The following is a 15,800-nucleotide window of genomic DNA, read 5'->3' as shown; positions in this document are numbered from 1 at the left end:
ATCAACGGCCTGCCTGTCGTCCGGATGGCGGATCGCGGCACGTAGGGTGCGGGTGGACCGGGGGAGGGCGCTTGCGACAGCGGGACGAAGTCGGTGTGCGGACGAGGGTTCCCTACGCGGACCCGGGCACGCCGGACACCAGGGGACCGTGGCACCTGTTGTGGTGGCTGGTGTGGCGTCAGCGCGGCCGGGTGCTCCGGGGTGCGCTGTGGGGTTCGCTGTGGATGGTCGGCCTGATGCTGCCGCCCTACCTGATCGCCCAGGCGATCGACCGGGGGCTGCGCGCGAACGACCCGGGTGCGCTGCTGGTGTGGGCCACGGCGGTCCTCGTGGTCGGCCTGGTCAACGCCTTCCTCGGCATCATGCGGCACCGGACGATGACGATGATCCGGGTGGACAGTGCGTATCGGACCGTCCAGGTGCTCGTCCGGCGCATGGCCGAACTCGGTGCCGCGTTGCCCAAGCGGGTGGCCGCGGGCGAGGTGTCCACCGTCGGGTCCGCCGACCTCTTCCGGGTCGCCCAGACCCTCACGATCACCGGACCGGGGTTCGGCGCGGTCGTGGCCTGCGCGGTCGTGGCCGTGCTGCTGTTCGGCATCTCGCCCGCCTTGGCCGCCGTCGTGCTCGTCGGCGTGCCGGTGCTGTTGGTGGTCGTCGGTCCGCTCCTCGGACGGCTGGACCGGGCCGAGACCGCCTACCGGGAACGGCAGGGTGCGGTCACCGCGTTGGCGGCCGACATCGTCGGCGGGTTGCGGGTGCTGTGCGGCATCGGCGGCAAAGGCGTGTTCGCCGACCGGTACCGGGCGCGGTCGCGGGAGTTGCGCGACAACGGTTTCCGGGTCGGCGCGATCACGAGCCGGGTGCAGGCACTCGGCGTGTGCCTGCCCGTCGTGTTCCTGGCCGCGGTGGTGTGGATCTCCGCGCGGATGACCGCCTCGGGCGCCCTCACGGTCGGCGAGATGGTGGCCGTGTACGGCTACGTCGCGGCGCTGGTCGTCCCGGTCTCGGCCTTCGTCGAAGGCGCGGACGACCTCACGCGGGGCGTCGTCTCGGCACGCCGGGTCATCGCCGTCCTGGACGTGCGGCCCGATCTGGACGACCCGGAGCCGCCGGTGCCCGGACCCGCCGCCGACGCCGATCTGCACGATCCCGCGTCGGGCCTGGTCGTGCCCGGCGGGCGGTTCTGCGCCCTGGTCGCGACCGGACCGGCCGAGGCGCTCGCGGTCGTCGACCGGCTCGCCCGCTACGCGGACTCCGCCGCGGCCTGGGGCGGTGTGCCGCTCGGCCGGATGTCGCTCACGGAGGTCCGCGCGCGGATCGTCGTGGCCGACAGCGACGCGCACCTGTTCGCGGGCGCGCTGCGGGACGTGGTCGCGCCCGCCGCCACGCCGGACGACGACGCGGTGCGCCGTGCCGTCCACACCGCCGCCGCCGAGGACCTCGTCGCCGCGCTCCCCGAAGGGCTCGACTCCCCGGTCGCGGCGCAGGGCCGTGACCTGTCCGGCGGTCAACGCCAACGGTTGCGCCTGGTGCGGGCCCTGCTCGCCGATCCGGACGTGTTGCTGCTGGTCGAGCCGACCTCGGCCGTGGACGCCCACACCGAGGCCCGGATCGCCGGTCGGCTGCGTGCCGCGCGCGAGGGCGGCACCACCCTGGTGGTCACCTCCTCGCCGCTGGTGCTCGACCGTGCCGACCACGTGTCGTTGCTGGTCGGCGGACGGGTCGCCGCTTCCGGGACCCACGCGCGCCTGCTCGCCACCGACGACGACTACCGCCGGCTCGTCCACCGCGACGACGACCTGGCGGGCGAAGGAGCACGGCGATGACGGAGCGGCTGCCCGTCGCCACACCCCGGCAGGTGCGGCGTGCGACCCGGCTCATGCTGACGCGGGGCGACCTGTCGTGGGCGGTGCTGCTCAACGTCCTCGCCGTCGTGGCGTCGCTCGTGGCACCGTGGCTGCTCGGCCGGATCGTGGACGCCGTGGAACGCGGTGACGTCGCGATCGTCGACCGGCTCGCCCTCGGCGTCGTGGCGGCGGCCGTCGCCCAGCTCGTGCTGACGCGGTACGCCCGCTACACGGCGCACCGGTTCGGCGAGCGGGCGCTGGCCGGGTTGCGCGAGCGGTTCGTCGACCGCGTCCTCGCGCTGCCCACCGCCGTGGTCGAGCGCACCGGCACCGGCGACCTGCTGACGAGGTCCACCGCGGACGTCGCGACCGTCGGCACGACCCTGCGCACGGCCGTGCCCGAGGTGTTCACCGCCGGGCTCCAGGTGGCGTTCATCGTGGTGGTCGTGTTCCTGCTGCACCCCGTGCTCGGGTTGTGCACGCTCGTCGGGCTGCCCGCGTTGTGGCTGGTCACCCGCTGGTACCTGCGCCGCGCCCGGCCCGCCTACCTCGCCGAGGGCGAGGTGAACTCCGCCGTCGCCGAGAGCATGGCCGGCACCGCCGAGGGTGCCCGCACCGTCGAGGTGTTCGGCCTGGGCGCCCGTCGGGTCCGCGAAGTGGACGACGCGGTGGACGACGTGTACCGGTCGCGGACCCGGACGCTGTTCCTGCGGACCGTGCTGTTCCCGATCACGGACCTCGCCCATGCGTTGCCCACGTTCGCGGTGCTGCTCGTGGGTGGTTTCGGCTACCTGCGCGGTCACCTGGGCCTGGGCGCGGTCGTCGCGGCCGGGCTCTACGTGTGGCAGCTCGTGGACCCGTTGAACCGCATCCTGCTGTGGGTGGAGCAGTTGCAGAGCGGTGGTGCCGCGCTCGCGCGCCTCGAAGGCGTCGCGGAGGCCGCCACGCCACCCGTGACCCCGCCGTCGCCGCACGACGACCGGCTGCGCGTCTCGGCGGTGAGCTACGCCTACGTGCCCGGCCGCGACGTCCTGCGCGACGTGAGCCTGGAGGTGCGACCCGGCGAACGCCTGGCGGTCGTCGGGCCGTCGGGGGCGGGCAAGTCCACGCTGGGCAAGCTGTTGGCGGGCCTCGACGTGCCGCGCGAGGGCGAGGTGACCGTCGGCGGCGTGGCCGTGGCCGACCTGCTCGCGGACGGCGCGGAGCGGCACGTCCTGCTGGTGACCCAGGAGCACCACGTGTTCACCGGGACGCTGCGGGACAACCTGGCGATGGCCGCGCCGGACGCGGACGACACGCGGATGTGGGACGCGTTGGCCGCGGTCGAAGCACGGTGGGCGCGGGAACTCCCCGACGGTCTCGACACGTCGCTGGGCGCGGACGGCACCCGGCTGGACGCGGCCAGGGCGCAACAGCTCGCGCTGGCCCGGGTGCTGCTGGCCGACCCGCACACCCTGGTGCTGGACGAGGCGACCGCCATGCTCGACCCCGCCACGGCGCGCAACGCCGAGCGCTCGATGGCCGCGGTCCTGCGTGGCCGCACGGTGATCGCCATCGCCCACCGCCTCCACACCGCGCACGACGCCGACCGGGTCGCGGTGATGGAGGACGGTCGGATCACGGAGTTGGGCGCCCACGACGAACTGGTGGCGGCGGGCGGGACGTACGCCGCGCTGTGGCGGTCCTGGCAGGGTGCGGAGGCACGGTGATCGTGTCCACAGTGGACTAAGTTGCGTCTTCTCCGTGCCCGGTGCGCCTGCGCCAGGCACGGGCGCTTCCAGCGTGTCGTCCTCCTCGCGGTCGAACGCGTCCTCGTCGCGTTCCCAGGTGCCGTAGCCGGCCAGCCACGCCAGGTAGAGCGCGCGGTGGTCGCCTTGGGCGAGTTCGTCCCGGACGCCGACGATGATCGACAGCGCTTCCTCCGGGTCGTAGTCCTGGTCGGGGTCCTCGTCGTCGGCCGGGCTGAGGACGAGGTGCCGGTCGACGATCCAGGCCGTGACGAAGTCCTCGACGTGGAACCGTTCGACCACGTCGAGGTCGAGGACGTCGCGCGACAGGCGGAACAGGATGCCCGGGAAACCCGGCAGGTGCTCGCGCGTTGGGGTGTCTTCGTCCGGTGACGGCCGGAGCGGGAGGCCGTCCCACGACCGATCGGTGAATCGTCGTCCGGAATCGGGGGTGGAGTGGTCGGCGGTTTTCGTGAATTCCGCTCTTCTCGTCGGCGGTGCGTCGTGCCGTGCCGACGTTGCTTGTCCGCACGGCGCGGCACGGGGAACGGGGACTTCCGACTCCCCCGATCGCCGGCATTGGCCCCCTGCCGGCACGGCCGACCCGTACCAGACTCGGGACAATGACCGCTTTGACCCATGATGTCGTGGCCTTCGCGCTGATAGGAGCATCCCTGGTGGGGCCCGGTCAGCCCGCCGTGAAAGTTCACGGCGCAAACAACTCCGGCAGTACCGGCTATGTGGACCTGCGCAATCCGTCGAGTGCCTGGACCGACCTGTCCGGCTGGTCGATGGTCTCCTGCTCGGGACGCGAGAAGAATGCCCTCGTGACATTCCCCGCGGGCTTCCGGGTGCCGCCCGGCGGACGTGTGCTGGTGGCGGGCGGCGACTTCGCCGGCGACGGCACTCGGCAGGTGACCGTGCCCGCCGTCGACGGCGAGGGCGCGGCGTTGCTGGACCGGCGCGGGGTCTTCGTCGACCGGTTCGCCCTCACGCCCGACTCGCCGTGCCGGGAGAAGGAGGCGGCGTTGCCGTGCGGTCATGGCATGGCACCGCAGCGGGACGCACTCAGCACCGACACCGACGACAACCGGGCCGACTTCACGTGCGCCCCGACGGTCGGGTGACCACGATCCGTCCGATCGGACGCCGTCGCGCCCGCCGATCCGGGTCCCGCCGCCGCGCGGGCCGGGCCGCCCGCGGGCGGCCCGGCTGTCCGCTCGTCCTCCGACCGCCGAATCCGTTCGAGTTCGCCCCGCGCGGACAGTGGCCTCCCGGCACGCGCCGCCACCGGGTGACGTCATGCCCGCTCCGGTCGACGGGAAGAATCTGTCATGCCAACGGAACACCTCGACAGCGGAACACTAAGCGCAGTCCTCGCGCAGTTGCGGCGTGAACGTGGAATGACCCAGTACGACCTGGCCGCGCGACTGCGGGCCGTTTCCGGCAGCGGCATAACCAGGGAGGAGGTATCCCGTTGGGAGCGCGGGAAACGCATTCCAGGGCCGTACTGGCGCGGTTGGCTCGGAAAGGTCCTCGACATCTCCGAGTACAAGTTCGAACGAGCCGCGGCGATCGCCCGCGCACTGCGCCGGACGGACCACGACTGATCGTCCGGACCAGGTCGGTACTTCTGTCAAATTTGCCGCACACAATTGGCCCCTGACATCGGTGGGCGACACCCGGGCAGTGTTCTGAGGGCCGGCGGAGACTGCCGGCGGGAAAGACGAGGAAAGGGGCAATGTCATGCGTCGAATTCTGGGCGGAGCGGTCGTCCTCGCCGCCGCTGCCACGATGATCGCGGCGGGTGTCACGGTGGCCTCGGCCGACGACAGCCAACCGCTGGCGTCGTCGTCCCTGGTCGTCAACGAAGTGGCGACCAGCGGGCCCAACGGCGAACTCGACGAATTCGTGGAGATCGTCAATGTGAGCAGCCAGACCGTGAAACTGGCGCAGAACTTCCAGGTTCGGATCTACAACGCGCAGAACGCGCAGTACAAGACGATCCTGTTCCCGGCCAACACGGTCCTGCAGCCCAGCGGAAGCGTGCAGTCCGTGATCGTGCTGACCGGCCCGGATTTCTCGGGCACCATCCAGCGCGGCGTGCAGGTCGTGCCCTACGTGCTCGACCTGCCGGCCGGAATCCCGGACGACGGCGCCGTCCTGATCTCCACGAACAACAACGCGCGGGTCGACGGCGTGGCGTTCTCGGCATCGGTGCCCGCGATCGCGCGTGAAGGCCAACCGGCCCGCGCGACCGCGAACCTCCCGGTCGTCGACCCGACCCGGTACGTGTCCGCCGCGCGTGACGTCCTGAGTACGGACACCGACGACAACATGCTCGACTTCTCGCTGCACACGGCGACGCCGGGCGACCTGAACTGACCGGTGACCCGAACCGGCCGGTGACGGACCGGTATGCCCGGCTTCGGGGCCGGGCTTCGGAGGGCCCCGACCGCAGGGATGCGGTCGGGGCCCGAACACGTGGCGGCAAGTCGCCGACGGCGACTTGCCGCCACGTTCAACAGTTTCTCCGGAGACCGCCGGCACTCATCCTCGGATTCCCTGCATCCGAGGAGGAACGCCATGTCCGCACGTTTTCGCGCACTGGCCGGTGCGGCCCTGCTGGTCTGTGCGATTCCGCTGTACGGCGCACCGCCCGGTGCATCGGCCGCGCCCGGCGGCACCCCGCCGGCCCGAACCGCACCCGCTGAACCGGGACCCGCCGAACCGGCGTCGCCCCACCGGGTCACGCTCATCACCGGCGACGTCGTCGTCTACGACGACAACCCGGCGGCGGCCCGCATCGAACCGGCACCGCGGGAGAACGGCGGTCGCCTCGCGTTCACCACGACCACGAACAGTCGCGGCGTCTCGGTCTACCCCTCCGACGCGGTGCCCCTGATCACCGCGGGCAGGCTGGACCCGGCCCTGTTCAACGTCACCACGCTGGCGGCCGAGGGCCGCACCGACGGCGAGACCCCGGTGATTCCGGTGATCGCCAAGACCGACGGCCGGCCGGCCGCGCTCGCCGTGACGACCCACCTGACCGGCGCGGTGGGTCTGCGGGTGGACAAGGCGCAGGCCCCAGGATTCTGGAACGCGCTCAAGTCGGACAGCCTCGGCCTGTCGAAGGTGTCGTTGGACCGCAAGGTGAAACCGGTCCTCGACCACGCCGCGCCCCGGTCCGCACCGGCCGCCGCGCCCGACCCGGACGCCGAGGGCACGGGTGTCACGGTGGCTGTCGTGGACACGGGGATCGACGTCGGACACCCGGATCTCGTCGGCCGGGTCGCGGCCGAGGCCGACTTCAGCGGCGACGGCGACACCGGCGACCACCACGGCCACGGCACCCACGTCGCGTCGACCATCGCGGGCTCGGGAGCGGCGTCCGGCGGGAAGTACCGGGGCGTGGCACCGGGCGCGACCCTGTTGTCCGCCAAGGTGTTCGACCGGACCGGCTCCGGGGACGAGTCCCAGGTCATGGCGGGCATCGAGTGGGCCGTGGCCCAGGGCGCGAAGATCGTGAACCTGAGCCTGGGCGCGGGCGTCACCGACGGCACCGACCCGCTGAGCGAACTGGTCGACCGGCTGTCGGCCGAACACGGCACGCTCTTCGTCGCGGCGGCGGGCAACTCCGGCTCCGGCGACCGCACGGTCACCACACCCGGCGCGGCGGCGTCGGCGCTGACCGTCGGCGCGGTGGACCGGGACGACCGGCTGGCGTGGTTCAGCAGCCGAGGTCCCCGCCTGCGCGACGCGCTGGTCAAGCCGGAGATCGTCGCGCCGGGCGTGGACGTCGTCGCCGCGCGGGCGGCCGGCACGTCCATGGGCACGCCGGTGGACGACCGCTACACCTCGTCGTCGGGCACGTCCATGGCGACGCCGCACGTCGCGGGCGCGGCGGCCCTCCTGGCGCAGCAACACCCCGACTGGACCGGTGGGGTGATCAAGGACGTGCTCGCCTCGACCGCGAAGGACGTCGGCCTCAAGTGGTACGAGCAGGGCGCGGGCCGACTGGACATCCCGCGCGCGCTCACCCAGCGCATGACCGGCCCGGCGTCGGCGGGCTTCGGCCGGGTCGAGGGCACGGAACCGGCCGCGCACCAGGTGGTCTACCGCAACGAGGGCGGCACGCCGCAGCACGTCGACCTGTCGCTGGGCGTCCAGTCGTGGGACGGCACGCCGCCCAAGCCGGACAGCATGCGGCTGACCACCGGCTCGCTGTCCCTCCCGCCCGGCTCGACCGCCGCGACGACCGTCACGGTCGACCCGGACGCGGGACCGGCCGGCGTGTACGGCGGCACGATCGTCGTCGGCGACGCCCAGGGCGGCACGATCCGCACCCCGGTCAGCACCTACAACCCGCCGCCCGCGCAACCGATCTCGGTACGGGTGCTGGACTCGACCGGCGCCCCCGCGACCGAGGCCCTCGCCCAGGTCGTCGACGACGCGCTGGGCGAGGGCAACCGCAACGACCCCTTCCTGGACCAGGTGGAGCACTGGGTGGACCTGGTCGGCGGCGTCGGGCGGGTGTCGCTGCCCCGGAGCACCTACAGCGTGCTGGGCTGGGTGGTGGAGAACGGCCTCACCGCGCGGCGCTGGTGCGGGCTCGGCGCGTCCGAGCTGGTGGTCGACAAGCCCACCACGGTCACACTCGACTGCCGGGCGGCGGTGCCCGTCCGCGGCGACACGACCGTCCGCACCGACCAGCGCGACCGCACCGTCACGCTGCGCCGGGTCCTGCCCGCGCCCGCCGGGGGCGTCGGCAACACCACGGAGATCGGCCTCAGCGCCGGTGCGGCGGACTGGGAGACGCGGGTGACGCCCGCCGCACCCACGAAGGTCGGCGCGATCTCGTTGCAGGACTACGCGATCCTCGGCAGCGCGGCCGTCGACCTCGTCGACGCCGGGGGACGGCGGTTGGACCCCGGCTACGACGTCGGGTCGGTGACCGGATCCCTCGTGGGCGGGCACCGGTTCGCCCTCGTCCCCCCGGGCGGGGACGTGAAAGGCAAGGCGGTCGTGGTCCGCATCGCGCCGCCGACCGGCGCCGCGGACCCGGTGGGCGCGGTGGACCTGGCGATGTCCAAGGCGGCGCAGACCGCCGCGCGGGCCGGCGCGGCGGCACTCGTGGCCTACGTGGACCTGCCCGGTGCGATCGCGCCCACCCCGCCGGTCGGGGCCGCGCTGCCGGTGTTCACCCTGGACCAGGCGCAGGGCGAGTCGTTGCGCGCCAAGGGCGGCGACGTCACGATCACCGTCCGCGCGACCCCGGAGGCGATGTTCAACCTGAGCGTCGTCGACCGCAACGGCGTGCCCAAGGACCGCGTGCGCCGGTACCGACCCGAGGACCTCGTCGCGACCAGGACCGCCTATCACGCCGACCAGCCCGGACTGACGGCGGGCAAGAGCTGGTACGCGTTCCCCGACGGGTTGTGGAAGACGCAATTCGTCCAGGGCGTAGGGATCACCGCGCCCGGCACGTGGACCGAGTACACCGGTCCGGGCGACCAGCGGACGGTGTGGAAGCGCGTCACGACCCTGGGCGTGCCGGGCCGGGCCGCGCTGTCGATCAACCGGTTCAACGTCTACAAACCCGGCGAGCGCACCCGCCCCGACGAGTTCTGGTTCCGCGCACCGCTGCGTCCCGGCGCGGTGGAGCTGAACGCCGACCACCCCGGCCGGTACCCGTCGGCGGAGGGTCGGTGGCGGGTCCCGTGCTCGCAGTGCCGCGAAGGCGACATGTTCACGCCCGCGTTGCAGTGGGTGGACGGGCAGGGTTTCGTGAGCCCGCAGGAGAACTCGAAGTACTTCGCCACCACCACCGCCCGCCTGTTCCGCGACGACCTGGAGATCCTGCCGGTCAAGGACCCGTTCGCGCGCTTCCCCCGGTTCGCGTTGGCGCCGCGGAGCGCCCGGTACCGGCTGGAGGTGACCGACGTGATGGCGGGCGCGGGCCGGATCGGCGCGCCGAGCACGCTGCTGTTCGGGCATGCCCGGCGTATCGAGACGACGTGGACGTTCACCTCGTCCAGGTCGGACGACGCCCCGCCGCCGGGCTACTCGTGCCAGCACGGCGACCGGTGCGCGTTCCAACCGCTGATCCAGGTCGACTACCGGCTGCCGCTGGACGTGACCAACACCCTGAGCGGTGACACGTTCGACCTCGCGGTGGCGTCGCACACGGGCGCGCACGACGCCGGGCCGGTCGTCTGGGTGCACGTGGCCTGGTCGACCGACGGGACGACGTGGACCGACGTCGTCGCGAAACCGCGGGGCGGCGGCGTGTGGAGTGTGGCGGCACCGGCGGCGTCCGGCGACGTCTCGTTGCGGGTCGACGCCCGCGACAGCCGGGGCAACACGGTGCGGCAGACGATCCGGGGCACCTACCGGAGCGGGTGAGGTCAGTCCGGCACGGACAGCCGGACCCAGCCCTTCGCCGCGGCGCGCAGTCCCGCCTGGAACCGGGTCTGCGCGCCGAGGGCTTCCATCAGGTCGTGCAGCCGGCGTTGGAACGTGCGGTAGCTCAGCCCGAGCTGCTTGGCGATCGTGCGGTCGGGCATGCCGGTCGTGAGCAGGCCGAGCAGCCGCATGTCCACGGCGGACAGGTCCTCGCCGTCGATCAGGGACAGCGGCAGCGCCTCCCGCCACAGGTTCTCGAAGAGGAGTTCCAGCGCGTGCAGGAGCGTGCACGGCCGCACGACCAGTGCGGTGCGCACGTCCGGTGCCGACGAGTCCAACGGGATCAACGCGGAGTGGCGGTCGACCAGGATCATCTTCAACGGCGCGTCGGCCACCACCCGGGCCTGTTCGCCGAGCGCGAGTCCCGGCTCCAGGTCCTCCTCCAGACCGTGCATCTCCAGACCGTCGCGGTCGTAGACGCCGCGGAAGCGCACGCCGCGGTCGAGCAGGTCGCGTTCCACCGGGTGCAGGATGCTCGGCGGTTCGGCGTACGGCGGCTTGTCCACGAACCGCACCTCGTGCCGCGCCGAGCGCATCAACTGCGCCGCCCGCCGGGCGATGCCGTCCGTGCCGCCGACGACCTCCAGCAACTCGGTCGGTTCGGCACCCCGCACCGCGCGGCTGTGGCGCTCCTGGAGTTCGGTCTGCAGCCGGCGCAACTCCTCCAGCTTGCGCTCGCGGCGCAACACGAGTCCACCGAGGCCGATCGCCGGTGCGACCGCGCTGAACACCGCCGGCCGGCCGGACGACCGGACGACCAGGTCCAGGCGCCGCAACCCGCGCAGTGCCGTGCGGACCCGGTCGTCGCCGATGCGCAGGCGCGCGGCGAGCTGGGCCGCGGTACCGGCCCGGTCCGTCAACTCCCGGTAGACGTCCACTTCCGCTGAGGTGAGGTCGAGCGCGGTCGGATCCGGCACGGGCGGCCTCCTAACGACCGACATCCTTCCGACGCGGGCACGTGCCCGGCAAGGAGTCCGGGACCCCGGCTACTTCACGGTTCCCGCCACGAGATCGCTCAGTCGCACGACGGTGAACTCCACCTGGGACTGCCCTTCCTCCCAGTGTGCGACGACCTCACAGCCCGCGCCCGCCAGGATGTCGCCGCCCGTCCGGTCGGTGCCCGCGTAGATCAGGCCCTCCTCGCCGTCGGTGCAGAAGTAGGCGAGGTGGGCGCGCAGCGCGGGGTTCTCCACCGCCTCCAGTGCCTCGGCCCACTCCTCGCCGGCCTCGGCCTCCAGCGGGAGCACGCCGTCCGGTCCGTCGCCGAGCGCCAGCGCGACCCGCATGGCGTCGAACAGCGTGCCGTCCGACACGAGCCGGGCGTACGCCACGCACCAGCGGCCGGCCCACGTCCCGTCGGCCAGGTCGACGCCGTGCCGCTCGGCCACGACCGCCAGGTCCGCGCCCCGCACCAGGCCCGGCGCGAACGCCACCGCGGCGAGGTCGGCGTGGAACGCCGGGTGCGGCGCGGGATCCCGGCCGTCCACCTCGAAGATCGAGTGCGCGGCGTCCAGGGTCGGCGCGGTCGCGTCCTCGTCGAACAGCGGGAGGTCCCACACCACCGGCTCGGCGCCGCGCAGCGCGGCCGGTCGGACCCAGGCCGGGTCGCGGTGGAACTCCAGCTCGTGGATGAGGTTGCCGTCCAGGAAGGTGGCGTAGACGGCGTCGACGGGGTGCCGGGACAACGGGCCGTCGAGCAGGAGTTCGAAGGCTTCGACGAGCTGTCGACGCCAGTCGTCGGAGAGCGGGGCCGTAGAGATCACGCACGGACACTACGGTCCGGTGTGGATCTTTGTCGAAGGCCTCCCGTCGGGTGTCCGGGCCGACGGTCTCCGGACGGAGACGGAAGGCGGGTGCGTAGGACGCGGCCGTGATCCGGGTGCGCGCCGGTATCCGGACGTCAGTGGTCGCGGTAGACGATCGTGGTGATCAGGCGGCCCAGCAACGAGGTCCGGGCGGGGGACAGAGGCGGTCCGGCGAGCAGGGCCTTCGCCTGGTCGTGCCGGGTGGCGATCATCCGCTCGACGCGGTCCCGGGCGCTGGTGGCGGTCAGGATCGCGTGCAGGAGGACCGGATCGGGGGTCTTGTCCGCGACCATCCGGTCCAGGGCGGCCCGGTGCTCCGACGTGGCGTGGTGGCGGGCCACGGCCAGCAGGGTGGTGTTCCGGCCCTCCCGGAGGTCGTCCAGGACGGGCTTCCCGGTGGTCGACGGATCGCCGAACGTGCCCAGCAGGTCGTCGCGCAACTGGAACGCCTCGCCGAGCAGGGCGCCGACCTCCCCGAGGACCGCCACCACGTTCTGGTCGGCGCCCGCCAGCAGCGCGCCCGCCTGGAGCGGTCGTCGGGTGGTGTAGGCGGCGGTCTTCAGTTCACCCACGCGCAGTGCCCGTTCGACGCCGTCGGTCAGGGTGCCGGTGAGGTCGAGGTACTGGCCGGTCAGGGTTTCGGCGTGCATGGCGCGCAGCAGGCGCCACACCGGTGGCGGGCATTCCGCCTCGTACAGCAGGTCGTACGACCACGACAGCAGCAGGTCGCCGAGCAGGATCGCGGCGTCGGCGCCGAGTTCGCGCGCCCGCGAGCGGCCGGCCAGCACGCCCGCGAACGCCCGGTGGGCGGTCGGTTCGCCCCGGCGGGTGTCGCTGTCGTCCATGACGTCGTCCTGCACCAGGGCGAACGCGTGGAACAGCTCCAGGGACGCGGCGACGGCGGCCACCCGGTGCGGCAGCGGTCCCTCGCCGCCCGCCGCGCGCCACCCGCGGCAGCACAACGTCGGGCGCAGTCGCTTGCCGCCCTTGAGGAACCCGTGACCGACCGTGGCGAACTCCGGCACGCCGAGCGCGGCCAGTTCGTCGGTCCGGTCGCCGAGGAACGCCGCCAGCGCCGCCTCGACCGCGGCGCGGTCCGCGGCCAGTTCGTGGTCGTCCCGGACGAGAACGGACATCGACCTCCCACCCCCAGGGCATCGTGGCCGGATCGGGGTGGGCAGCAGAAGCGCGGGCAAGCGGTGTCACGCGATCGGCGAGGAACGCTCACCCGGGTGGCCGCCGTCCCGACGCGGGTCGACGTGACCGGATGTGAGCGGTTGCGGCATCCGGGGGTTGTTCTCCGGACCCCGTGACACGTCCGGAATTCGGTTCCGCAGATCGGCGGTTCCGTTTTCCTGGCCGCGGATTGGGCCGGTCGGGGACGAATCGCGTCCTCGTGGTGGGAAGACGTGCGTTCGCGAGACAACGGCAGTGGTTTCCCGTCAGCATAGGGGCTCCGTCTCGACAGGTGCCCCCCCCCCGCCGAAAGGACCGCTGTGGAAAGGTCGACCACGCCGGAACCCGAGTCCTCACCGCAAGACACGCCCGATTCGCACGCCCCCGAGCCACCGGCCGGAACGGATCCGGTGCCGCCGCCGGAGCGGACCGCCGCCGAGACCGCCCCGACCGGCGAGGCGCCCGGACCTTCGCGGCCCGAGGTGGCCGAGCCTCGGGCAGACGCGCCGGCCGCCGGTCCGGAGGCCGGGGAACCGGCGGTGTCGGAGCCGCGCTCCGGCGCGGCGGCTGCCGATCGGCCCGTGGCGGACGACGCCCCGGCCGCTGATCCCGACGTGACGCGGGCCGGTGGTCCGGCGCTCGACGCGGCAGGGGCGCAGGCCCCACCGGAGTCCGCTGCGTCGGTGCCTGTCGCGTCCGAGTCCGCTGCGTCCGAGTCCGCTGCGTCCGAGTCCGCTGCGTCCGAGCCCCTCGCGTCGGAGTCGGCCGAGGGATCGCCCGTGCCGGCCCCGGCCGCACCGGTGCACGCCGGAAACCCGCCGGCAGTCGGGTCGGCCGCGCCGGAGGTGCCCGCCGCGGACGTGCCCGCCGCGCCGCCCACCGCGGAAACCCCCACCGCGGCGTCGCCCGGAGAGTGGTCGTCCGTTCCGCCGGCAGCCGCGGCGGAAGCCCCCGCACCCGAGTCGCCCACCGCGCGGGTGCCGGGTGCGGAAGTGCCCACCGCCGAGCCGCCTGCCGCACGGGCGTCCGATACCGGACCGGCCGCGGCGGACCCGCTCGGCGGCCGGGCACCGGCTTCGGAGCCGCCGGCCGGTGGCACGTCGGAGACCTCGGAAACCACCGTGCTGTCCGCCGGTTCGTGGCGGCCTCCGGTGGAGGTGCCGCCCGGTGCGGCGCATACGGGTGCGCCGTCACCGGCCGCGCCGTCCCTGGCCGCGTCGGCTTCGACGGCGTCGTCCCCGGTGGAGGCGTCGCGCACCGAGGTGTTGTCGGGCGCGGCCGTCCCGACGGCCGCTGCCTCGCCGTGGGCGCAGGACGGGCCGCGAGGTTTCGTGGAAGGCGAGACGACGACCCTGTCCGGGGGGACCGCCGGCTTCGCGGGTCCGCCTCCGGGCCAAGCGCCACCGCCGGTCGTGGAACGGGTCGTCGACCCGCCCGCCGCCGCGCTCGGCAACGCCTCGTTCCTGGGCGTCGGCTACCTCCAGCTCGGACGCAGCCGGCTCGCCGTGCTCACAGGCCTGGTCACGGTGGTGCTGCTGGTCGTGCTCGCCGCGTTCGTCCGGTCGGTGTGGCTGGAAGTGGTCGTGGTGCTGTGGTGGCTCGCCCTGATCGCGCACGGGTGGCGGCTCGCGGGCGGTCGGGCGCGCACGCCCGGGCCCGACGCGCGGCGGCAACGGCTCGGCGCGCTCGCGGCGGCGTTGCCGGTCCTGCTGGTGATCGGGTTCCTGCGGCTCGACGCGGCCGTGATCGAAGGCGACGCCGAGGACGCCCTGGCCGCCGGCGACTGCGGGCAGGCCGTGACCGCCGTCGACCGCCTGTGGTTCGGGCACCGGGTCGTCGACGCGCCGCTCACCGGACGCGGCGACGACACCGTGCGCACGTGCCGCCGGCTCGACAGCGCGGCGGCCTCGCTGACCAAGGGTCTCGAGGGCGACACGATCTCGATCAAGAACGGGTTCGACGACCTCACCGCCGTGCTGGCCGAGAAACCCGACTACGGCAACGTCGTGAACCGGGTGCTCGACGACTTCCTCGGCAAGCTGCCCACCCCGGACGCGTGCGACACCCGGGACATCACCGCGTGGCTGCGGGAACGCGGCACCAAGGGCAACGCGCTGGACCGCGCCGCCGAGGTGGCGCCACGCGTCGCACCCCCGGCGATCCTGGCGTGCGCCGACGGCCTGATGACCTCGCGGCAATTCGAGCAGGCCCGTGCCCGCTACCAGGAACTGGTCGACGTGTACCCGGATCACGAACTCGCGCCCAAGGCCAAGGAGGGCGTGCAGAAGGCCACGTGGGAGATCGAGTTGGCCAACGTGCGGCAGCTGCTCAACACGCCATCGCAGGACCGGCCCCGGTACTGCGACGCGCCCGCCCAGTACAGCGCCGCACCGGCCTACGGCGCGCAACGCCCCAACCGCGCGTGGGTCGCGGGCAAGAACGAGCACACGCGCCGCCTGCCGGGTGACTGGCTGGTGGACGACGTGGCCAACGCGACCGTGGTGGTCTGCGTCGGCTCGGTCGCGCACGGCTCGGTCAAGGAGACGTGCGACTACGTGCCGGTCGACGGTTCCGGCGGGAGCACGCCGGTGGCGTTCCACCGGATCGCGATGCCCGTGCGCGTGTACGAGCTGAAGACCGGCAAGCTCGTGAGCGACACGACCGTGGAGATCAACGGCGCGTCGTGCCCGGAGCGGCTGAGCTACCGGACCGGGGACGAGTACGTGGCCGCCGCCGATTCCGACGTGCACGCCGCGTTCAGCCCGTTCATCAACCCGTGA

The 15,800-nt window shown here is 73.4% G+C and carries 11 protein-coding genes; 8 read left to right on the top strand and 3 right to left on the bottom strand.

The annotated features are described in order from the left end of the window. Positions 1-71 precede the first annotated feature (71 nt). The 7 genes from F4559_RS20155 (at position 72) to F4559_RS20125 (ending at position 9,979) form a co-directional block, all read left to right on the top strand. Positions 72-1,826: an ABC transporter ATP-binding protein gene (locus tag F4559_RS20155; RefSeq protein WP_246445273.1), complete on the top strand. Its 1,755-nt coding sequence runs from the start codon at positions 72-74 to the stop codon at positions 1,824-1,826. Then, the gene (locus F4559_RS20150; RefSeq protein WP_184670930.1) at positions 1,823-3,556 is read left to right on the top strand and encodes an ABC transporter ATP-binding protein; all 1,734 of its coding nucleotides are present in this window, start codon (positions 1,823-1,825) and stop codon (positions 3,554-3,556) included. The genes F4559_RS20155 and F4559_RS20150 overlap by 4 nt, the downstream gene beginning before the upstream one ends. Before the next feature lie 165 nt (positions 3,557-3,721). After that, the gene (locus F4559_RS20145; RefSeq protein WP_184670928.1) at positions 3,722-3,967 is read left to right on the top strand and encodes a hypothetical protein; all 246 of its coding nucleotides are present in this window, start codon (positions 3,722-3,724) and stop codon (positions 3,965-3,967) included. A gap of 230 nt (positions 3,968-4,197) precedes the next feature. Continuing rightward, the gene (locus tag F4559_RS20140) at positions 4,198-4,701 is read left to right on the top strand and encodes a lamin tail domain-containing protein (RefSeq protein WP_184670926.1); all 504 of its coding nucleotides are present in this window, start codon (positions 4,198-4,200) and stop codon (positions 4,699-4,701) included. A gap of 207 nt (positions 4,702-4,908) precedes the next feature. After that, positions 4,909-5,184, top strand: coding sequence for a helix-turn-helix transcriptional regulator (locus tag F4559_RS20135; protein WP_184670924.1), 276 nt, complete (start codon positions 4,909-4,911; stop codon positions 5,182-5,184). A gap of 136 nt (positions 5,185-5,320) precedes the next feature. After that, complete coding sequence (locus F4559_RS20130) at positions 5,321-5,959, top strand: lamin tail domain-containing protein (RefSeq protein ID WP_184670921.1); 639 nt, start codon at positions 5,321-5,323, stop codon at positions 5,957-5,959. Positions 5,960-6,160: 201 nt separating this feature from the next. Continuing rightward, positions 6,161-9,979 carry a S8 family peptidase gene (locus tag F4559_RS20125; RefSeq protein ID WP_184670919.1) on the top strand — a complete coding sequence of 1,273 codons (3,819 nt, stop codon included), beginning with the start codon at positions 6,161-6,163 and terminating at the stop codon, positions 9,977-9,979. Between the two features lie 2 nt (positions 9,980-9,981). On the opposite strand, the gene F4559_RS20120 is transcribed toward F4559_RS20125, so the two are convergent. The 3 genes from F4559_RS20120 to F4559_RS20110 all read right to left on the bottom strand — a co-directional run bounded on the left by F4559_RS20120 (position 9,982) and on the right by F4559_RS20110 (position 12,980). Next, complete coding sequence (locus F4559_RS20120) at positions 9,982-10,956, bottom strand: helix-turn-helix domain-containing protein (protein WP_312865731.1); 975 nt, start codon at positions 10,954-10,956, stop codon at positions 9,982-9,984. A 69-nt stretch (positions 10,957-11,025) separates the two neighbouring features. Further along, complete coding sequence (locus F4559_RS20115; protein WP_184670915.1) at positions 11,026-11,802, bottom strand: hypothetical protein; 777 nt, start codon at positions 11,800-11,802, stop codon at positions 11,026-11,028. A 137-nt stretch (positions 11,803-11,939) separates the two neighbouring features. Continuing rightward, positions 11,940-12,980, bottom strand: coding sequence for a polyprenyl synthetase family protein (locus tag F4559_RS20110; protein WP_184670913.1), 1,041 nt, complete (start codon positions 12,978-12,980; stop codon positions 11,940-11,942). Positions 12,981-13,799: 819 nt separating this feature from the next. Here F4559_RS20110 and F4559_RS20105 point away from each other — a divergent pair. Beyond that, on the top strand, positions 13,800-15,800 hold the full coding sequence (locus F4559_RS20105) for a hypothetical protein (RefSeq protein ID WP_184670911.1): 2,001 nt from the start codon (positions 13,800-13,802) through the stop codon (positions 15,798-15,800).

The sequence above is a fragment of the Saccharothrix violaceirubra genome (assembly GCF_014203755.1).
Lineage (GTDB): Bacteria > Actinomycetota > Actinomycetes > Mycobacteriales > Pseudonocardiaceae > Actinosynnema > Actinosynnema violaceirubrum.
This window is presented reverse-complemented; position numbering and strand designations above follow the sequence as displayed.

Excerpts from the sequence above, each read along its gene's own strand:
- F4559_RS20150 (WP_184670930.1), top strand. The coding sequence starts at position 1,823 with ATGACGGAGCGGCTGCCCGTCGCCACACCCCGGCAGGTGCGGCGTGCG.
- F4559_RS20140 (WP_184670926.1), top strand. The coding sequence starts at position 4,198 with ATGACCGCTTTGACCCATGATGTCGTGGCCTTCGCGCTGATAGGAGCA.
- F4559_RS20135 (WP_184670924.1), top strand. The coding sequence starts at position 4,909 with ATGCCAACGGAACACCTCGACAGCGGAACACTAAGCGCAGTCCTCGCG.
- F4559_RS20130 (WP_184670921.1), top strand. The coding sequence starts at position 5,321 with ATGCGTCGAATTCTGGGCGGAGCGGTCGTCCTCGCCGCCGCTGCCACG.
- F4559_RS20125 (WP_184670919.1), top strand. The coding sequence starts at position 6,161 with ATGTCCGCACGTTTTCGCGCACTGGCCGGTGCGGCCCTGCTGGTCTGT.
- F4559_RS20110 (WP_184670913.1), bottom strand. The coding sequence starts at position 12,980 with ATGTCCGTTCTCGTCCGGGACGACCACGAACTGGCCGCGGACCGCGCC.